The sequence below is a fragment of the Verrucomicrobiota bacterium genome, assembly GCA_037139415.1.
Taxonomy (GTDB): Bacteria; Verrucomicrobiota; Verrucomicrobiia; order Limisphaerales; family Fontisphaeraceae; genus JBAXGN01.
This window is the reverse complement of sequence record JBAXGN010000097.1, coordinates 1-20,618: the sequence shown is the minus strand read 5'-3', so window position 1 is coordinate 20,618 and position 20,618 is coordinate 1. Positions and strand designations below refer to the sequence as shown.

Genomic DNA, 20,618 nt, shown 5'->3' with positions numbered 1-20,618 from the left:
TGCTATCCTCTAACTATCTCTGGTTCATGGCTCCCACAGAAAAGTGGGCCAGTTCTTCTGCGCGTTCTCATTGGAAACACCTGCTTCAATTTCTGACCAACAGGATTCGGCATGGTTGGATACACTCGCAAGGGGTGATGGTCCGAGGCGGTTCTCAAGCATTGGACAGCGGCTTTTCACGAGGTCGCGCAGCAGCGCCGCATCTTCACTCCAGATTTCGGGTGAAACCCGCATTTCCTCAATCCAGTCTTCGGGCGCAACCTGCTCCACGACCAAATTTCGACGAGCGTGGCCATCAACCGTGAAAAGCCTGACTTCGTTCTCGTAATCGTACTCGCGACTCTTCAGCAAGAAAGGGCGACGCAAAGCAGACTTTAGTTCAGGGTCGGCGGACAGTTGATCCGGATTGATTTCTGCGGTTTTATCCCAGTATTTCATCCGGCTGATCCGCCATTTCCGTTCCGTGTGCACCAATGCCTTGTTCAGGGAATCCAAAGAGGTGCGGATGGCGAATCCTTGAGGCGCGTAGAGGCGCCACATTGCGATGGATTCGTGTGGAGCAAGAAAGAAACTCAGCGCGTATCGAGTCGAGTCAATCAACCGATTCCAATGGTCGTAAACAATACGTTGGTTAGCTCCCGAGTGATTAGCATTAAGGCGAAATATTTTCTGATCGCTCCGGGAGAGCCTTGACGGAACGAACTTCCATAGCTGCTCGCGCTCAGCCACAGAGAAGCCATTCGATTGAGTAACATGGTTCCATGATGGTAGCCCCTCCAGCCTGTCCATTCTCCGCAGAGCCAGAATGGATGAAAGTCGCAGCCGTTTATCGAGGTAAAGAAGCAACGTGGGTAGACTGACGTAACGCCAGAGCACAGAACGCGGGTTCACCGGCACGGGTCCATTTTCAATAACTCCATGAGTCATCAGCATTGCCTTTTTCTTTTGCCGATGCACTGCCATGGCACCAAGCCCGCCAAGGAGTCAAAGGCAACAGGCTGGAGCGACGCAATGCAAACGAAAATGGATTTTGGGTGATTCATGAGGCCAGGGCTCACATGTGGGAGTAGCAGTAATCTTCGCCGGGAACCACGGGGCTACCGCATGCACGACATCGGCGCAGGCCAGTCGTTTCCTTTACCGGTTTAGGCAGCGGAGAGTATGGAGCTCCGCCTGTAACTCTACTTGAATGAGCTTTAGTAGAATGAGCTTTAGTAATATGCCGATCAAACCTATCACCACGAACCAAAGGGGCATTCCGATGACATTTAGGACAGCGAACCCACTTGTCTTTTAAAGCAAGGGGCTGGGGGTCGTTTGGGGATTGAGGAGGCTTTTGATCCTCAACTGTCGAAGGCGGTGGTGTCGTTTGGGAATTGTTTGAAATAGTCCCTGTTTCTGGATGGTCGGGATGCGCGACGGAAAGCATCCCTTTGACCTCTAACAGATGCCGTTCCGAAAATTCGATAGTGGCTGGCTTACCAATTAATTCAATTTTGACCGTGGGTGTGCTATGTCCACCATCGTTAACTGCCTTCTGGGTACGTATTTGGTCAGCGACATTCCCACATTTGACGACACCATATTGGAACTTGGCAGAGCATAAAGCGCAAAGGGAAATGACGCTTCCTGGTCCATCTGTCCATGCCGCCGCAGTGTGTGGGATCAGATAAACCGCTTCAAAATAGGCCTTGCCGTCCCGCCGGGGAAAACGATTGGTCTCTCCGCAAATCTGGCACCTGCCCGCATATTCCTCATAAAGGAAATCCCTGATGCCTTTGTTCTTTTGATCCCAAACATCAATCACGCGGCGGGTGACTCGCTGGGAAGCAGCCGGCTCCCCACTCTTTCGGTCCGCGTATTCTTTAATAATCCCTTCGAGGCGTTTTTTTGGATCCTTGACAGGACCGGATGGTGGCCGGTCATCGGAGATGGTCGTTTCTCCCGGTTTATTGAATGCATCGTGCAGGGCTTGCGGGATTTCTTTAGGTGGGGCATCAGAAGGAATGTCGGATGGAGACTCTGCCATTCTTGATTCTTCTTTGGCTGGAGTAGTTGGGGATTCTCTATTTCCTCCGGTATCCCTTGGCAAGGGGGCATTGTTAGCCGGTTCAGGTGTTTGTGGATTGACCTGTGTGGCATGTTTTGGCTGCGAAAGACCAACCCCTGCTGAGGTTGGTTGCTCAACTGTGACTCCGGGTGTAACTCCGGGGGCGGGCGTGGCACCGTTAGCAGTATCGGATGTATTGGCGGAAGTTGGTTTCTGGCTAACAGGCTCGTCCGGTGGTGTGGTCTGGATTATGTTTGGCTCTAAAGCAAGACCAGTGGCTTTGGTAGAATCATCACCATGACTTGCTTCGTCTTTCTTATCGGTCGATGGTATCGGTTCCGCCGCCACATCAGCAGCGGTTTCCCGGGGGGGGCTCAGAATCAATCCTTTCTTTCGCCATTTCTCCACGGCCTTCTTAGGATCTTTGCGAAACAAATCGCAGATATACTCGCGAAGGACTTCAGGGCCAAAAAACTCTTGAAGGGCGTCACCTAAAGCCTCGATTAAATCGTCCTTGTCCGCTTTCTGGGCAAGCCAAACAACGGCTTTCTCCTCGTCCACGAAGCCGTCTTTACCGCCAAACTCCTCGGCAGAAACGCCTTTCAGTTCATAAGTAACGGCAATACGCTGCGCAAGGCGGACTGTCGGGGCCGTTGAAATTGCAGACTTAGCCCCTTCCCGAACAGCAGTCTGCCATTTCTCGGACTCGAGAAAGGCTGTCACGAATATCCAGATTTCACTCAGACGGTTGGCAAGGTCTGCCTGAACCTCACCCTCGCCTTCCACTTTGAAGCGGCACTGCGCCGACGATACCGGGGCAATTTTGAGTTGTGTGCTCGCAAAGTCATTGAGGTCGGGAAAGTCCCACAACGCCAGTTCATCTTGGAACAACCCGGCGATATGCTCGTTATCCACGCGCACAAGTTCATCCAGCCGATAGAATCCAAATGTAGTTGATTTTCGACCAAACCAGTGGCACCCGATTTCAAGTTTAGCCCAGTAGGTTCGCCATGTCTGCTCACTCTGCCAGTCACCGCCCTCCTCCAACCGGGGGATGAGCCGCTTATAGATGCGATGAATGCGAATTCGGGTTGCTTGATCGGGGACGGCCAGTTTGGAAAGCTCAAGCAAGGCCTGGACATAGTCCGTGGGGCCAGCGCTCTGAGGCACGCCCGCACTCGAGAAGAATTCACGGAGCTTTGGATAATGCTTCTTAAGATACCCGCGAGTTGAGCCAAACACTGGAGACTCATCCTCCCAGAACACCTCAGAAGGCGCTCGCCAAGGCGGTTCTGCGTCGGGACAGAAGATCAGTTCACCCTTCTCAAAGGGTTCGGAGAGGTCCGCACTTGATTGGGCAAGGAAATCGTAAAGCGGAGTTACCAGTAAAAGTGGCACCGTTTGAGTTTTTAGACGCTTTAGCCGCACCAAAACGGCCTCTTTTGTTGCGCCACGGTGGAAACCGCATTGCCTCAGCAACCACCGAAGCTTCTCGGAATTCAATTCTACTGACTTGCGCAAATATGACACGCTATCGCCAAGCAAGCGCCGATTCTGTTCGGTATCCTCAAAAAGCTGATCGAGAGTATGAAGCTTTCCATTTTCATCAGGGAGCCAAGCCGTGTTCTTAAGCCGCCCAAGAAATCGCGCCTCGACTTGTCTATGCCCGTGCCATCCTCCCCGCGGTCCGTAAACAGATTCAGAGACCTGAAGAATTGAATCTCGCCGCCACTCGTCCTCGGGAACCAGGCTGGATAAGATATCGAGGATCGCGTTGGAAAGGTGGAGCGCATCTTCTACAGAGATTGTCGGTAAACGCTTCAGAGCCTCGTTTAGGCCAACGATATCATGCTTGTCATCAGAAAACGCTGGTAACCTCGAACAGCCCAAAGTGCTGAGAAAAGCAATCCATTCTTCCCCGGCGCAAAGATAACCAGGATCCACAAAAAATGTTTCAGGGATGGCGGCAAAGAAGATTTCCAAAGCAGGATTGCGAGTAAATTGCTGCGGTAAATACGCCTGGGTGGGCCTGACAAAGAACAATTTTCCAGGCTCGGTTGCTTTGCGGCAAAGGAGCCAAGCCAAACCACGCAGTTCGGAAATTAACTCCTGTTTCTCCTGCGCCGGCATCCGTTGGAACGCCTGAAATACGAACCTAACGTGCGTGCGATTCTCTTCGGCGGAAATACCCTTTGGACTGGAATATCGAGGGATCAGAACACGGCGTATGAACTCTGTCGCCGCGAGGCGAGCAACCCCCATTTGGCGCAAGAAATTCTCAATTGCTTTGTCCTCGTCGTCATCCACCAAACTCTGGCGAATGATGGGAAGCTGCGGCAGGAACGGGGCCAGTTCTTTCTTCTCATGGATGTTGTCCGCCGGAAAGAACACGGCTTGGGTTTCGGGAGATACATGTTCACCGCTCTCCAGCCGAATGAGTGGCAGCTTACGCAACCGTCTATGCTCTGCAGACTGTGATTGCAAGTAGCGATAAACACGTACCAACCATCCCTGATCAAGGGTCTTCCACCAATCCGCCTTCTGACTCTCCAGCCACGACACAAAGTCACTCGCAGTAACTTCGCAAACGCCAACCTCTTTTCGCAGGTAGCAGGCAAGATCGGAATCCCCCCGCACACTAATGCCATCGGCAAGCCAGCCCCAATCAGTGCCACCACCAGCCAATTCCTGAAGCTGATTGCTCGAAATAAGCTCCCGCAATTCCGATGAACTAGCAGCTTTGGCCTGGCAGCCAGAAACAAATGCAGGGGGACCACTCGTTGCTGAGTGACCAAGCAGGAGGCGTTCCTCTTTGAGGGCGCGCAATACACGGTCGAAGAGAGGCCGGAAGAGGTTATCTTCGGAAAAGTCAGCGCGCTTGAGCGGCAGGATGGCAAGAGTTGCCTTGGAAAGAGCTCCATTATCCCGCAGCCAGCGGAGTGATGCGACAACCAATGCCGCTAGTTCGTTTGCCAAACGGATATTCAGAGGTTCATTTTCCCGGACATTTGACCGGTCTGGCGTTGGAATAAACGGCGCTTGGAGAATGAACCCCGTACCTGTGGGTCTGCTGGTTGGAAAAAACACAGCTAAATTAGCCCGGTCTCGCGGGACAACTTTTAGCTCCTGGGCCGAACTGCCGGCCGTCAAAGAAAACGCTACTTCAACTCGCAACTCGATCTGCTTCCCAGCGGGGGTGAACACGCTCACCGCGCGGTCAAATAGCAACCATCGCTGCTCCGAGAAACCTGCGGCTGAGGAACTGGTGGCTACCATACGAACAGACGGGGAAAGTTGGGCCACCGGTTTTCGGACTAAAGCTGTTACCCCTTGGCCGTCCACGAATAAATCGACTTTTTGGATATGGCGCAGGAACAGGAGATTAATTGGATCGAACCTGGCAAAGGCTGCTTTTATTTCACGGTGGGCCTCAGACGCGGAAATTGATGCCGCGTTGAAGGGCAAAACAATGAGGGTCGTTGAATGGTCTGTGGCATTTCGCGGGACCGCCTCTTCGGGCCGGACGTAGTGTTCGATGGCGAAATGCTCGTCTCCGGAGTGCACTTCAGGACGGCGCGTGTAGGCATACACCGACTTGAATCCGATGCCAAACCGACCGATCCGCTCCGGGTCGCCTTGATTGGTGCTCTGGCAGATGCTGGAGATACCGCGAACATCGTCCGGTGTAAAGACGCGACCGTCGTGGCACAGTTCCAGATTATTTTCACCGAGACGGAATTGAACCTGTGTCGCCTTGGCATCCTCAGCATTCTGAAGGAGTTCAAAGATGAAATGCGTCCGCTCAGAGTAGAGGTCGCCAAGGAGAGCCAGATGGGCAGTCTCGGTGCCGTAGCGCCCAATATTCTCCTCCCGGATACGGTTGTAATCAGTTGCCACCACACACCTCCAAAATACCAACCGCCACCCGCTCCCGAATGATGTCCGCCTGCCTCCGGCGCTCGATCTCGGCACGGCGTGCGACATGGTCACGTTCAGCTCGGGCCAGTTCAGCGGTTTTCATGCGGCGAATCCGGTCTTCGCGAGCATTGGCCAACTCCGTCTGGATGCGGGCAAGGCGATTCCGATGGTAGGCATCCAAGCTGGCTAACTTGAGTTCCACCAACCGGGCGTTATGAGCAGTAAGAGTGGCAAGGGCAATATCACGCTCGCGATGAATGCACTCGTCTAATCCCGCAATGGCCAACTCGACACCCGGAAGACCAGAAACTGGCGTCACCGCCGTCTCGGTACGATTTAGCAGAAGAAGCAGGCGTCTGGCAACGTCGGGAGCGGAACACTGGCCAGAAAGACTCCATGCCAACGGCACGAGGCGCACCTCAGGTCGAACAGCAACGGTTTCCCACAAGTCGCATACAAATACGTAAATGCCGGCGGGCACATCCGTGCTGTTGACGCGAAGGCGGGCTGCAAGGGATTGCGGTGGATGTTTGAGTGCTTCGGTTGCGAGTCGGGCCAGCGGATGAACTGGCGTAATGAAGGGAAGTTCACGGTATTCGACGGCTGTGGCCTGGTCAAAGGTGACAAGGAGATGAGGCTCCGCACCATCAAGCCAACGGCGGAATGCAGTCAGCGCCCGGTCGGGCGGGAGCCAAGAGCGGAGTTTTTGGGCAAGTGCGGCGCGAGCCTCTTTGTTCAGGCGGAGGCGAAATTGTGCCGGTTTGTCACGGTCCGCTTCCAGCGCACCGCCATATTCAGGCCGGGTGAGAAAGAACTGAATCATGGTCCGCAGTTCGTCTGGGGCGATGAAACGCCCCTCGGCTTGTGCGGACACGGTTTCATCCGTCAGCGCTTGGTCGAGGCCAAGGAGCGCACCGCCTTCCTGTTCCAGTCGGCGCTGTTCTTCCACGACCCGCAATGCATTATCGGTAATTTGGCGGGCTTTTGCCTCGGCCTGCTCCGGTGTGAGTTGCGGATTGCGAGCAACTTCGAGAAGTTGTTCGGTGACCGACATTTCGCCAAGGACTTCCTCGCAGTCGCCAACAGTGTCGCGGAAGATGCCGAGGCGCTCGAAGCAGCGGAAAAAGATTCGCTCCTCTACCGTACCGGGAGTAACAAAGTTGAAGATGAGCACTTTATCGCTACGTTGGCCGAAGCGGTCAATGCGACCAATGCGCTGCTCCAGTCGCATGGGATTCCATGGAATGTCGTAGTTGACGAGACGATCGCAGAACTCGTAATCGAGCCCTTCGCAACCAACTTCGGAGGAAAGGAGGATATCGAGTGCATCAGGATCGGAGGTTGGTTTGCGAAAACGATCTCGAAGCTGGCTCCGAGTGGGCTCGTTAATTTGCAGAGTGCGGTATTCATCCAGATCGTCAGGGGTCTGCCCCGTAATAATGCCCACCCTGAATCCAGCGGTGCGTAGGTGATGTTCCAAGTATCGAAGGGTATGGATGAAAAAGGAGAAAACCAACAACTTGCGCGAGCCAGAAGCCTCAACGGTGGTCCGTGCAATGGCCAAGAGCGCTTCAAGCTTGGGATCGTCGGGGGGCAATTGCTTGGCTTGGGCGCGGAGGTCTTCCGCTTGGCAGCGGAGTGGCTCTGGCAATTCAAAGTCCTCCGCATCCTCATCCCAAGCATCGGTAAGCTGTGCGGTGGAGAATCGTCCCGTCTCAATGAAGGTGTCGAGCGTGGGTAATAGCGCGGGAAGACAACTGGCGGCTTGTCGTTCCAACATGTCCACAATGAGCCGGATAACAAGCGGATCGTAGCGGAGCAGCAGAACCTGGGTGCGGAACTCAATGAGCGCCCGGTAGAACGATTCCTGGGCAGGTGTGAACGGCACGCTGACGGTGTGTGGCTCACGGACCGTGAAACGGCCAATATCGCGCCGTCGGGTACGATTCATTACATGGGCGAGCGTGTGCAGTTCCTCCAAATCTCGCAGGCACCGGACACGGCTGGCATCGGCTGGTGCCGCTGGCGACGAGAGTGCGGAAAGGCACTCACGAAATCGCGGATCAATGACGAGCGTGCGGGTGCCCCATGAGGTTGCAGCTGCAGAACCCAGCGAGACTGCGGCATCCCGAGTCCAAGAATCAGCAGGCTGCCGGCTGCGGATATGTCGAATCGCCTGGTTGAGGTGGCGGTTAGGCTCCATCATCTCACGAAAAACAGCTTCATCTGGAAACAGGTCAGGCCGGAGCAGATTTACCAGGGTGAAGAGATTCCGGGATCCAATGTGAACTGGCGTAGCCGAAAGAAATATTGCCGCCTCGCTGTTATCGCAGATAAACCGGGCTAATTGGTTAGAGTTGGTGTCCGTGTTCCGCAGGTGATGAGCCTCGTCGAAAATCGCAAGGCTGAATTGCGCTGGTGGATCGAGGGTGGCAAGGCCGGGACGTGCGTTTCTGCCCTCAGTGCCAAAAAGGTAGTCAGGATTGCGGAAAAGTTCCAGATGTACGATGGCGCGAGAGTATTTGGCTGGCCACGCCCCATCGAGATGCGCCTCGCGGAGGCAGTAGCGAAGGGTGTCGGCCTTGAGCGGATGAAAATCTTCATCAAAGCGGCGCATCTCGGCGCGCCACTTGGGAACAAGTGACTTGGGGCAAACGATAATGACATTGTCGAGACGTTGTCGCGATTGAAGCTCCTTAAGCATCAATCCAGCCTCAATGGTTTTTCCAACCCCGACCTCGTCCGCCACCAATAGGCGTGGACGATCGGACCGAAGCAACCGGAGGAGCGGCTTGAACTGAAAGGGGATGAACTGAATTCTGGCGGCATGAAGGGCGTAGAGGTTATCTGTCAGCGGGTTTGCCAATCGAAGGGCCGTGAGGCGAGCATTAAACTCTGCAGCAGACAATGTGTGATCCGAGAAAAAAGATAAAGGCGATGACTGACAAACCTGCGGGCTAACTGCGGCAATTTGTTCTTCGTAATACTCTCGTATTTCTGTGGGTGAATGGAAGACGCGATAACGAACCCGTCCGGCAATAATCGGCATTACCTCTATGACTGGCCCTTTACGTTCAGGGTCTGCAAGGAGGCACACCATTTGTCCTGGCTGGAATTGTTGTCCCATTTATGTTGCTGACCAATTTTTCCACAGGCCAACATCCATAATCATTGGCCATTGCAAAACTTATACCGTTTTTTATGAAAAAACCAAGTAGAAATATGAACCCAAATAGCATTGTTCATGCTTGTCTTAAACGGGCTTGAAAACTTAAACGTGCGTAATTGTGTATTCTGTTATCACGGCCAATCGTCACCATGCTGGAATCTGGCCAGGTCGGTCGCGCGAAATGCCGCAATAAAATCCTTAATGAATTCATCCTGCGGCTTTTGCGCCAATGTCACGCGCAGTAATTTGAATTTCGCCGGCGCTTTACCCTGACGAACATTGTTGCTGAAGCCAAAATCACGAGTGAAACAGAGATCGAAGTTTTTAATCGCGAATTGGTAAAGCCGTCCGTTATCCAAACCCTGAAACCGCAGCGTGATAACCGACTCGACTTCGTGGCCTTCCGCACGCAAGGCGAGAACAAGTTTTCGCGGCAAATTCTCGTCCAACAAAATTTTCATGCCGGCTGCAATTCCTGCTGATGAGCCAGTTCAGCCAGTACGCCGCGCACTGATTCCTCGGTCAGGCTCGGGTATGCGTCCACGATTTCAACGACTGACATACCCGCAGCGAGCGATTCCAGGATAAGCGCCACGGAGATGCGCGTACCCCGCACACGCGGGCTTCCGCCCAAGTGCCCCTGATCTCTGACAATCCACTTCTTCATGCCAATCAGTTTAACCGATTTAACCGAATATTCAAGGGTTGGCTGGGTAAAATCTAATTCGCTTATTTGCGGTAGTTACCATCCGTGTTCATCGGTGTTCATCCGTGGTTAAACCCGAAATCCGAAGTAGCTCGCGGCGGTCTTGCGGTGAATTGGCAGGTTATTCACCGCATAAAATGCGGCGAATAATACTTGCAATCACCGCAAATTCAACGGAGATTAAATCGTGCGTTACATTCATGAACATGCAGATTGGCCGAATTTAAAGTGGGACACGGCGAAGTTGTTGCCGTTGCTGGCCGATGTCCGGCATCGGCAGGGGCGTTTGCTGGGGCGGATGGAAGGGCTTGGTTTTCAACTGCGGGCGGAAGCCAGCCTGACGACCCTCACGGACGATGTAATGAAATCGAGTGCCATCGAAAGTGTGCTGCTGGATGTTGAGCAAGTGCGATCTTCCATCGCGCGGCGGCTGGGACTTGATTTCGGCGGCACCGTGCAGTCCAGTCGCGATGTTGACGGCGTGGTCGAGATGATGCTGGATGCCACCCAAAAATACGCCGAACCGGTGACAGCCGAACGGTTGTTTGCCTGGCACGCCTCATTGTTTCCGACAGGACGGAATGGTCTGCGGCGAATCACAGTTGGGGCGTGGCGTCCGGCAACGATCGGCGCGATGCAGGTGGTGTCCGGCCCCATTGGTCGTGAGCGGGTTCATTTTGAAGCGCCGGCGGCGGATCGCCTTCAGCATGAGGTGTCAGTTTTTCTTGACTGGTTTGAGAAAGCAAATGGCGTTGAGCCTGTAATCAAGGCAGGCATTGCCCATTTCTGGTTCGTGACCATCCATCCGTTTGAGGATGGCAATGGGCGCATAAGCCGGGCGCTCGCGGATTTGGCGCTGGCACGCGCGGACGGCACGAAGGAACGATTCTACAGCATGTCCACGCAGATCGAAGCTGAGAAGAAGCAGTATTACTTGAACCTGGAACGAAGCCAAAAGGGCGGAATGGATATTACTTCATGGTTGGAATGGTTTCTGGGCTGTCTGGGCCGTGCCATTGCCGGAGCGGAAACGGGACTGGAGAGGGTGCTGCGAAAGGCAAAGATTTGGGAACGAATCCATAACCAGTCGCCGGTGAATGAAAGGCAGCGCAAGGTCATTAACCGGCTGCTGGACGATTTTGAAGGCAAACTCTCCACGTCGAAATATGCCAAACTTGCCAAATGCTCCAATGACACGGCCTTGCGGGATATCAAAATTCTGCTCGATGGCGGCATTTTAGTCCAGGACACGGGGGGAGGACGGAATACGAGTTATCATCTGGCTGAACCGGGGGCGCGTTAACCGGGGATTGCTTTGCGAATGAATTCGAGCTATCACGTTCACCGTGAGCATGAAGAACCAAACCGACGGTGTCGTTGATCTGCGCAGTGATACCCTGACGCTGCCCACTTCCGCCATGCGGAGAGCCATGGCGAAGGCTCCGGTGGGCGATGACGTATGGGGTGAAGATCCCACCATCCGACAACTCGAAGCACGCACTGCCGAACTGCTTGGCAAGCCGGCCGCGCTGTATGTCCCCTCCGGGACCATGGCCAACCAGATCGCGATTCGCACCCATACCCGGCCTGGCGATGAGGTCATCGTGGAAGCCAACGCCCATATCTATTACTACGAAGCGGGTGGCCCGGCGGTTCTCAGCGGGGTGCAGTGCCGCTGTATCGAAGGACGCCGGGGCATCTTCGGGCCGGATGATCTGCGGGAAGTCTTGCGCCCAGCCAACATCCACTTTCCAACCACCCGGCTGGTATGCCTGGAACACACGCACAATCGGGGCGGCGGGAGTCTTTGGCCCCTGCCGACTCTCCGCGCGGTAGCCGCCACAGCCCGCCAGCACGACCTTAAGTTGCACCTGGACGGCGCACGTTTATGGAACGCCTCGGTCGCGACCGGCATTCCGGAAAAGGAGTATGCCCGGCACGTGGATTCCCTGAGCGTCTGCTTCTCAAAAGGATTGGGCGCGCCGGTAGGTTCTGCCCTGGCCGGCCCGGTGGAATTTATCGAGCGGGCCCGCCGCTGGCGCAAAGTCTTCGGCGGCGGCATGCGGCAGGCCGGAATCATTGCGGCCGGCGCGTTGTATGCCGTGGAGCATCACCGCGAACGCCTGGCCCGGGATCACGCGCATGCCCAAATGCTGGCGGCCGCGCTGGCGGAGTTGCCCGGAGTGGAATTGGATGTCAAATCGGTGGAAACAAACATGGTGGTATTCCAAACAGTCAGCCAACCGGCGGCGGATTTGGTGCAGAAAATGGACGCGCTGGGCATCCGGATGCTGGCGGTGGGACCGAAAAGCATCCGCCTGGTCACCCATCTCATGATCTCGCGCGCCGATATCCGGCGGGCCATTGCCGCCTTCCGCCAGGTCTGCGCAAAGTCTTAGTTTGAATCACCGTAACAACAAGTGAACGTATGAGGCGTACCAACAGTAACCGCATGAGCACCAAGACCTCATGCAGCGTGGGAACCACAAACGACAATCATCGCCTTGAATAACCGGGTTTCGGGTTAAAAACCTGGCTCCGGCACCGCAAAAATTCACGCTTGATTCCCCACTTAGGTGGACGTAGGTTCGCCACCAATGAATAAGTCTATCCTCAGCTTGACCCTGATGCTGCTGGTGAGTGTCGCCACCTCCGCAGGGGCGCAATTTAAAAAGCCGCCCGGTTTGCCCGGCAGTGAACTGTTCTTCACCATGAAGGGTAAAATGCCTTTCGCCTTGGACCGCTGGTATCCCGGCATTGTTGCCGCGCTGCTGCTCACGGATGACCAGAAACTCGACCTGCAAAAGGCCCGCCAGGAAATTGCAGATAACAGTGACCTCCGTGCCACCGGACAAAAGTTGAAGCAGAACCCGGACGCCTCCAAGGAGGAGCGGGCCGCCTACCAAAAGCAATACGAAGAAGCCCGGGAAAAACTGCGCCAAGCCGTGGCTGAGATCCTAACCCCACAACAGAAAGCGCTCGTCGGCCGCATCCAGAACGCCGCGGAAGAAGCGCAACAGGCGGCGGTCCAAACCTTGCAGCCAGTGATGGCGCAGGCCAAAGGGGATGAGGCCAAAACCACCCAACTGCGCCAGACTTTGCAGGAAACCATCAAAACCGAACTTGCCCAGCGCCTCGAAGTTATCCTCACCACCGAGCAAAAATCCGCCGTGCAGGCCGCCGCCATAGCGCAGGCGGAACGGGAAGAAAAAGGTGCTCTCCTGAAGAACAAATAAGCCCATATTTTCCATGACGCATTCAGTGAATCCATATCACCAACCATAAAGGAAATTCAGCTATGAAAACACGAATCCCAGTGACTCTCGCACTACTCGGCTTCCTCACCGTGCAAGCCCCGGCAGCCAGCGTGCTGTTTGATTTCGACAACGCCCCAATCCACTCGTCACTGCCGTTGAACTTAACGGTGGACAGCATCACCGCCCAATTCTCGGCCACCGGCCAGGGTTTTTCGATTCAAGCCGCGAACACATTGGGATTCACGCCGGCCGGCTTCTCTGGCGCATGCATTTATCCCAACAGCGTATTTGCCGCGGATCTTCTGATTAGTTTCTCCCAGCCGCTGAGTGATTTTTCGATCCTCTACGCGCCGGAGGAATACGCCTGCGATTCCTCGGCCCGTATGCGGGTCACGGCCTACATGGACGGCTCCCTGGTCGGGACAAGCTCGGCCACGGCAGACCCGCCAGGCACGTGGCCATCAGCAACCTTGGGGTTCAGTTCCCTGCAAGGATTCAACAGTGTGGTGGTTCACTACGACGCGCCGCCACCCACCGGCGGAGATTGGGGGCCGATCTTCATGGCTGATAATTTATTGGTGACACCCGTGCCCGAACCGGGAAGCCTGGGGCTGCTGGCACTGGGCTTGATGGCGGCGGCGCGTTTCCGGCGGCGACGGTGAGCCCCATCCATTTGCCCGCAGCGTCGCACTGATTGTGAACGATAAGAACTTGCCTGAATAACAGTCGTCAATCAACGAGGCTGGGAGAATATTGTTTTCCCGTTCTTTTGTGGCAATTCCCATCCGTGCAATTCGCGGTTAAACTCAACTTGCCGATCCGCAAAAATGCGCGTTTATACCGTCTCGTAACCTTTGCGCTGCGGACGCGAAAGAAAGGTGTTGGCTTCGGCATCGCCAACGAATTGCTCGCTCTTGGGATCCCAGTTTAATTTGCGTCCCAGCCGCATGGCGATGTTGGCCAGGTGACAGGTGGTAATAATGCGATGGTGGGTAAAAACGTCCGAGGCAGGCAGGGAGCGATCCTTGATGCAAGCGGCGAAATTGCCCATGTGCGTATCATTAATCGGTTTGCCTTTGCGAAGCTTAATCAGCGTGCTGTCGGCGATGGGATTTTGTTTGAGGGCATCCACCGGTTCGCCCTGCAACACCTGGCGGCTGACAAAGTATTTGCCTTTTTCTCCCTCGAAGACGATGCCATTCTTGCCATCCATCACTGCATCCGTGTGATTGCTGGTGATCAATAATTCAATGCCATTGGGAAACAGGCACCGGACGGCAAAGGAAAACGACGTGTTATAGGAGTCATCTCTGGTGGGATAGCCGTTTTTCATCGGTACCGGCATCTCGTTGGAAACCACCTCCACGGAACTGGGGCCGCTGTTTTCCATGCCAATGGCCCATTGGGCGATATCTACATGATGCGCGCCCCAATCGGTTATCTTGCCGCCTGAATATTCAAACCACCACCGGAAGGTCCCATGGCAACGCTCCTTGCGATAATCGACCTTGGGCGCTTGCCCCAGCCACAAATCCCAATTCAGCCCGGGCGGTGGAGTGGCCGCCGGAAATGGGCCGCCTTTTTGGCCGTTCCCAATGACACAAACCACCCGTTTGAGCTTGCCGATGCGGCCTTCCTGCGCCATGGCCACGGCCGTGAGAAACATATTGCGATATTCGCTGCGCTGTTGGGTACCTACTTGCAATACCCGCCCGGTTTCCTTCACTACCCGGCAAAGCTGTTTTCCTTCATCAATGGTCAAGGTTAATGGTTTCTGGCAATAAACATCCTTGCCGGCACGCATGGCATCCATGGCGATCTTGGTATGCCAATGATCCGGGGTGCTGATAGTTACGGCTTCGATATCTTTTCGTTCCAACAGCTTCCGGTAATCTTCGTAAATGGTTGCTTTGCCTTCCGCCAGGGTTTTGTTCAGGGTTTCCGAGCGTGAATGATCCGTGTCGCACAGCGCGAGAATGTCGCCATAGCGTTTGGCGTTGGCAGCATCGCCGCGCCCCATATTGCCATTGCCAATACAGCCGAACCGCATGCGCTCATTTGGGGCGGTAACCACTGGGGCGTTGGCACGGTTCTTGCCCGGTTTGGTGGCAGCGAATAGACTGAAGGCTGGCAAGGTCGCCACCGAGGCAGCCATCAAGGTGGATGACTGCAAAAAACTGCGTCTGGAGACTGTTTTTTTCATAGTGCTTATTTTTTTGTAAAGCTGATGCAGAGGATTATCGGTCAGGTTTGAATGTCTGGAAAGGAAAAATTGGCAGCCGGATCACTAATGTGACACCCACTGCCGCCTGACAATTCTGATCGGGTTGTGAATGGCCCTGACGAGGTCACTCCACGCTGACTGTGGCGGCTTGCAGGCGCGCCTGACCGAGGAATCGGTTGGGATCAGAAAGGCGAAAGGACCGGAACTCATCCATGACGCATTGAGAATTCCGGGCAAAGGAAAAGGCGGACGGTTGCCCGTCCGCCTTTCGATTGCATTTGATTGTGTAAACCTTGTTAATTAATACCGGTAGTGTTCCGGTTTGTACGGGCCTTCCACGGGCACGCCGATATAATCGGCCTGCTTCTTGGTCAGCTTGGTCAGTTTCACGCCGATCTTTTCCAGGTGCAAGCGGGCCACTTCTTCGTCCAGTTTCTTGGGCAAACGATACACGCCGATTTTGCTGGTTTCCCTGGTTTTCCAAAGGTCCAGTTGGGCGAGGCACTGATTGGTGAAGGAGTTCGACATAACGAAGCTGGGATGGCCAGTGGCGCAACCCAAGTTCACGAGCCGGCCTTCCGCCAGCATGTAGATGCTGTTCCCACCCGCGAAGGTGTATTTGTCCACCTGCGGTTTGATGTTCAGTTTCTTGACGCCCTTGGCAGTGTTTAAGCGGTCCACCTGGATTTCATTGTCAAAGTGACCAATGTTGCAGACGATGGCTTGATCCTTCATCTTCTGCATGTGCTCCAAGGTGATGATGTCGCAGTTGCCAGTGCAGGTGACGTACAGGTCGGCAGTGCCGAGGGTGTCCTCGATCGGGGCGACTTCAAACCCTTCCATCGCCGCCTGAAGGGCGTTGATGGGGTCAATTTCCGTGACGATGACCCGGGCGCCAAAGCCGCGCAGCGAATGCGCGCTGCCTTTGCCGACATCGCCGTAACCGCACACGCAGGCGACCTTGCCGGCCACCATGACGTCCGTGGCGCGCTTGATGCCGTCCGCCAGGGATTCGCGGCAACCATAGAGGTTGTCGAATTTGGATTTGGTGACGGAGTCGTTGACGTTGATCGCGGGGACCAGCAGTTTGCCGGCTTCGAGCATCTGGTACAAGCGATGCACGCCGGTGGTGGTTTCTTCCGAAACGCCTTTCCAGTCCTTGACCACTTCATGCCAGAACCCAGGGCGTTCCTTGGCTACGCGCTTGAGGAGGTCCTTGATGACCTGTTCTTCGTGGCTGCCGCTGGCGGAGTTCACCCAGTCGCTGCCGTTTTCCAGTTCAAATCCCTTGTGAATGAGGAGGGTGGCGTCGCCGCCGTCGTCCACAATCAGTTGGGGGCCCTTCATGCCGGGATGGGTGAGGGCGTCCAGGGTGCAATCCCAATATTCTTCGAGCGATTCGCCTTTCCAGGCAAACACGCTGATGCCGGCGGCGGCAATCGCGGCGGCGGCATGATCCTGGGTGGAGAAGATGTTGCAACTGGCCCAACGCACGTTGGCACCGAGTTCCACCAGCGTCTCGATCAGGATGGCGGTCTCGATGGTCATGTGCAATGACCCGGTGACGCGCACGCCTTTGAGCGGCTTTTGCGGGCCGTATTTGGCGCGGATGGCCATCAGGCCGGGCATTTCATGCTCGGAGACCTCGATGGTTTTGCGGCCCCATTCGGCGAGGGCCAAGTCGCGGACCTTGAAATCCGTCTTTTTAGCGGAAGTTTTCTTCTTCATAATATTCGATTGAACTTATTTCGCGGCCTTCTTCAGCGCGGCGACTTTGTCCGTCTTTTCCCAGGTCAGGTCTTTGTCATCCGTCTTGCCGAAGTGACCGTAATTGGTCGTCTTGGCATAGATCGGTCGGAGCAGGTTCAATTGCTTCACGATGTCCGCCGGCTTGAAGCTGAACACCTGGCAAACCGCCGCCGTGATCTGCTCGTCGCTGATGACGCCGGTGCCAAAGGTATCTACGGACACGGAAACCGGGTCAGGATAACCGATGGCATAGGCAAATTGGATTTCAGCGCGTTGCGCCAGACCGGCAGCCACAATGTTCTTGGCCACATAACGCCCCATGTACGCGGCGCTGCGATCCACCTTGGACGGATCCTTGCCGCTGAACGCGCCACCGCCGTGACGGCCCATGCCGCCGTAGCTGTCCACAATGATCTTGCGCCCGGTCAACCCGGTGTCGCCCTGCGGTCCGCCGACGACGAACCGACCGGTGGGGTTGATCAAATAGATGGTCTCTTTCGTCAGCATTTCCGCCGGGATGACTTTCTTGACGACGTTCTTGATGATAAAGTCTTCGATGACGGAATGCTTCACGTCCGCGGAGTGCTGGGTGGAAACCACCACGTTGGTGACGTGGGTTGGCTTGCCATCCACATATTCAATGGATACCTGGCTCTTGGCGTCCGGACGCAGCCAGGCCGCGCCACCGGCCTTGCGGATTCGCGTGAGTTCACGTCCCAGACGGTGCGCGAACATGATGGGGGCCGGCATCAATTCCGGGGTTTCATTCGAGGCATAGCCGAACATCAGGCCTTGGTCGCCAGCGCCTTGTTCCGCCTTCTTCTTGCCTTCCGCCGCGCGGGCATCCACGCCCTGGGCGATGTCCGGGCTTTGCTTCGTGACAATATTCAGCACGAAGACTTTGTCTGCGTGGAACACATCGTCATCGTGGGTGTAGCCGATATCGCGAATGGCGGTGCGGGCAATGTCCACAAAGTCCAGTTTGGCCTTGGTGGTGATTTCACCACCAACGACCACGACATTGCTCTTGGCGTAGGTTTCGCAAGCCACGCGGCTGTTTTTGTCTTGCGTCAGACACGCGTCCAGCACGTAATCTGAAATGGTATCGCACACCTTGTCCGGATGGCCTTCGCCAACGGACTCGGACGAGAAGATAAAGCGTCTGCTCATGAGTATATATTTTTTAGTTTAACGTTTTGTCAAAACAACATATTGACGTATCAAGATAGGATGATATATACATTTTGCAAGTCGTCAACCTTGTTTTTATGAAAATATTCGGGGGGAACGGCTGAAATGCGAATGAGCCGGACTGTTATTTAACGTATGTTCTCCACTTTGAAATCATTGCGCGCGCTTTCGGACCCCACCCGATTGCGCATTCTCGCCTTGCTTGAGGGGGAGGAACTCTCTGTGCAGGAACTTCAGGCAATCACTCACCTGGGGCAGTCGCGTATCTCCACGCATCTGGGGCAGTTACAGGAAACCGGCTTCCTGGAATCCCGGCGCGATGGAAAACGAACGTTCTACCGCGCCAATGCCAGCGCGGACGTTGCGACGCAGGAGTTCTTCCGCATCGCGGTGCAAGGCGCCACGGAGACGCCGGAACATGCCGCCGATCAATTAAACCGCAAACGCATCCTGGGGTTGCGGCAGCAACAGGATAAGCTGTATTTCAACCAGGTGGCGGGGCGTTTTGATCGCAGCTACGGTCCAGGACGCTCGTGGCAGGCGTTCGGCCAACTGCTGCTCCGCATCATGCCGCCCTTGGAAGTGGCGGATCTGGGGTCGGGCGAAGGGTTGTTGAGCGAATTGCTGGCCCGCCGTTGCAAGCGCATTATTGCCGTGGATAACTCGGAGAAAATGGTGGCGTTCGGGGCGCGCAAAGCCAAAAAGAACGGGTTGAAGAATTTGGAATTCCGTTTGGGCGATCTGGAAAATCCGCCCATTGTGCCAGCCAGCGTGGATTTGGTCATCCTGAGCCAGGCACTGCATCACGCGGTTACTCCCGCCAACGCCATCGCCAGCGCGTTCCGCATCCTTCGTTCGGGCGGGCAGGTGTTCATTCTGGATTTGCTCGCGCATAAATTTGAACAGGCCCGGGAATTGTACGGGGATCGCTGGCTGGGTTTTACCGAGGCGGAATTGCATCAATGGATGGAGTTGGCTGGCTTCAAACACATCGAAGTGCAGCGGGTGGCCGTGGAAGAACAGCCGCCGCATTTTGAAACGCTGTTGGTCAGCGGCGAAAAGGCATAAAATGATCAAACGGATTTTACAGTTTTGCGGGAAGACAAGTTTGCAGCGCGTCCACCATCGGTTGCTGGTTGCTGGACTTGGTCTTTGTTGGCTGTGCTCAAGCGTGTCCTGTTTGGCTGAGCCTGAGCCACTGGGAAGCACCCGGGTCGCCCGGTGGAAAGATGATCGGAAAGCCGCGTTTCTGCTGATGTTCGACGATAGCTGGCCCAGCCATTGGCAGGTCGCCGTGCCGGAATTGCTCAAACGCGGGATGACCGCCACTTTTTACATCAATCCCGGCAAAGGCGAATACAAGAAATTCAGCGGGGAATGGGAAACCAACTTATGGCGGCAGGGTATGGTCTATGGCAATCATACCATGACGCATCAAGGCGCGACCAACGTGGCGGATGCTGACCGTGAAATCACCGAGTGCAATCGCGCGATCTTGCGCATGGTGCCGGGGAACGAACCACGCCTGATCTCCTGGGGCATGCCTGGCGTCAAGACCTGGAACCTGACACCGGTCGAGACGCAGCAACTGTTGGAAAAGAATCATTTGATCAGCCGACCGGACTTCAAAAACCATGGTGCTGTCTATCACCTCAAGACTACTGCTGAAATGCTGGCGTTGGCGGATCGCGCCATCGCTACCAACGGCATGGAATACCTGGTCATTCACGGCGTCGAACGCATCAAACCGAATTGGAGTTACCAGGATTTCTGGGCGCTAAAGCAAGATGTCTTCCTGCCGCTGCTCGACGCCTTGAAGGAGCGGCGTGATGCGGGTCAGTTGTGGATCACCGATCACATCTCCATGCATAAATACGCCACGGAGCAGGCTACCGCCAAAGTGCGCGTGTTGGACGCCAGTGAACGGAGCCTCCGATTGGAACTCACAAGCGCCGCCGCCGCACAACTCTACGATGCTCCCTTGACCCTCATTACGGCGGTGCCAGCCGCCTGGCAACAATGCGGTATCGTTCAGGGCACCAATCGCACCGTCCGCCTGGCGGCAAAAGGGCAGTTGCTATTCGATGCTGTGCCCAACGGCGGTACCATTACCCTGCAACCTGCCGTCAGCCGTTGATTTCTATGCCGCGCCGGTCAAGGTTTTGTTAAATGTTTCTGCAGACAGGATGGATTCACTTGCTTTTGGTTCGCTTCCACGCGGGATACTCTTTATCCAGCAGCGCGGCGGGCCAATTACCGTACCAGGCGTAACCGTTGCGTCGCTCATAACCGATTTCCGCCAGCAACGGTGTTAATTTTTGCAACTGTTTTCGGTGATTTTTTTATCCGTGGGT

The 20,618-nt window shown here is 55.2% G+C and carries 15 protein-coding genes; 6 read left to right on the top strand and 9 right to left on the bottom strand.

Going from position 1 to position 20,618, the window contains the following annotated elements:
- Nucleotides 1-24 precede the first annotated feature (24 nt).
- The 5 genes from WCO56_17040 to WCO56_17020 form a co-directional block, all read right to left on the bottom strand.
- Nucleotides 25-963, bottom strand: a complete 939-nt coding sequence (locus WCO56_17040; protein ID MEI7731284.1) for a DUF2971 domain-containing protein — start codon at nt 961-963, stop codon at nt 25-27.
- A gap of 91 nt (nt 964-1,054) precedes the next feature.
- Entirely contained in the window at nt 1,055-5,950 is a 4,896-nt protein-coding gene (locus WCO56_17035) for a hypothetical protein (protein ID MEI7731283.1), read from the bottom strand.
- Complete coding sequence (locus tag WCO56_17030) at nt 5,937-9,095, bottom strand: SNF2-related protein (GenBank protein ID MEI7731282.1); 3,159 nt, start codon at nt 9,093-9,095, stop codon at nt 5,937-5,939. Before WCO56_17030 ends, WCO56_17035 begins: the two co-directional genes overlap by 14 nt.
- 173 nt (nt 9,096-9,268) lie before the next feature.
- Nucleotides 9,269-9,598 (bottom strand): DUF5615 family PIN-like protein, encoded by a 330-nt coding sequence (locus WCO56_17025; protein MEI7731281.1) that lies wholly within the window; start codon nt 9,596-9,598, stop codon nt 9,269-9,271.
- Nucleotides 9,595-9,804 carry a DUF433 domain-containing protein gene (locus WCO56_17020; GenBank protein ID MEI7731280.1) on the bottom strand — a complete coding sequence of 70 codons (210 nt, stop codon included), beginning with the start codon at nt 9,802-9,804 and terminating at the stop codon, nt 9,595-9,597. Before WCO56_17020 ends, WCO56_17025 begins: the two co-directional genes overlap by 4 nt.
- Nucleotides 9,805-10,030: 226 nt before the next feature.
- Here WCO56_17020 and WCO56_17015 point away from each other — a divergent pair, with 226 nt between their 5' ends.
- The 4 genes from WCO56_17015 (at nt 10,031) to WCO56_17000 (ending at nt 13,762) form a co-directional block, all read left to right on the top strand.
- A complete protein-coding gene (locus tag WCO56_17015) occupies nt 10,031-11,146 on the top strand; it encodes a Fic family protein (GenBank protein ID MEI7731279.1) in 1,116 nt (371 codons plus the stop codon).
- 49 nt (nt 11,147-11,195) lie between these two features.
- The gene (gene ltaE / locus WCO56_17010; GenBank protein MEI7731278.1) at nt 11,196-12,242 is read left to right on the top strand and encodes a low-specificity L-threonine aldolase; all 1,047 of its coding nucleotides are present in this window, start codon (nt 11,196-11,198) and stop codon (nt 12,240-12,242) included.
- A gap of 198 nt (nt 12,243-12,440) precedes the next feature.
- On the top strand, nt 12,441-13,079 hold the full coding sequence (locus WCO56_17005; protein MEI7731277.1) for a hypothetical protein: 639 nt from the start codon (nt 12,441-12,443) through the stop codon (nt 13,077-13,079).
- A gap of 62 nt (nt 13,080-13,141) precedes the next feature.
- The gene (locus WCO56_17000; GenBank protein ID MEI7731276.1) at nt 13,142-13,762 is read left to right on the top strand and encodes a PEP-CTERM sorting domain-containing protein; all 621 of its coding nucleotides are present in this window, start codon (nt 13,142-13,144) and stop codon (nt 13,760-13,762) included.
- A 173-nt stretch (nt 13,763-13,935) separates the two neighbouring features.
- On the opposite strand, the gene WCO56_16995 is transcribed toward WCO56_17000, so the two are convergent.
- From WCO56_16995 to metK, 3 genes are all read right to left on the bottom strand, one after another.
- Nucleotides 13,936-15,303: a Gfo/Idh/MocA family oxidoreductase gene (locus WCO56_16995; protein ID MEI7731275.1), complete on the bottom strand. Its 1,368-nt coding sequence runs from the start codon at nt 15,301-15,303 to the stop codon at nt 13,936-13,938.
- A 321-nt stretch (nt 15,304-15,624) separates the two neighbouring features.
- Complete coding sequence (ahcY, locus tag WCO56_16990; protein ID MEI7731274.1) at nt 15,625-17,052, bottom strand: adenosylhomocysteinase; 1,428 nt, start codon at nt 17,050-17,052, stop codon at nt 15,625-15,627.
- A 15-nt stretch (nt 17,053-17,067) separates the two neighbouring features.
- Nucleotides 17,068-18,243 carry a methionine adenosyltransferase gene (gene metK, locus WCO56_16985; protein MEI7731273.1) on the bottom strand — a complete coding sequence of 392 codons (1,176 nt, stop codon included), beginning with the start codon at nt 18,241-18,243 and terminating at the stop codon, nt 17,068-17,070.
- Nucleotides 18,244-18,399: 156 nt separating this feature from the next.
- On the opposite strand from metK, the gene WCO56_16980 reads away from it, so the two are divergent.
- Together WCO56_16980 and WCO56_16975 are read left to right on the top strand one after the other, a co-directional pair.
- Entirely contained in the window at nt 18,400-19,332 is a 933-nt protein-coding gene (locus WCO56_16980; protein ID MEI7731272.1) for a metalloregulator ArsR/SmtB family transcription factor, read from the top strand.
- Between the two features lie 112 nt (nt 19,333-19,444).
- Nucleotides 19,445-20,401 (top strand): polysaccharide deacetylase family protein, encoded by a 957-nt coding sequence (locus WCO56_16975; protein ID MEI7731271.1) that lies wholly within the window; start codon nt 19,445-19,447, stop codon nt 20,399-20,401.
- A 55-nt stretch (nt 20,402-20,456) separates the two neighbouring features.
- Here WCO56_16975 and WCO56_16970 read toward each other — a convergent pair whose 3' ends face one another.
- Nucleotides 20,457-20,588: a pectate lyase gene (locus WCO56_16970; GenBank protein ID MEI7731270.1), complete on the bottom strand. Its 132-nt coding sequence runs from the start codon at nt 20,586-20,588 to the stop codon at nt 20,457-20,459.
- Between the last annotated feature and the right edge of the window lie 30 nt (nt 20,589-20,618).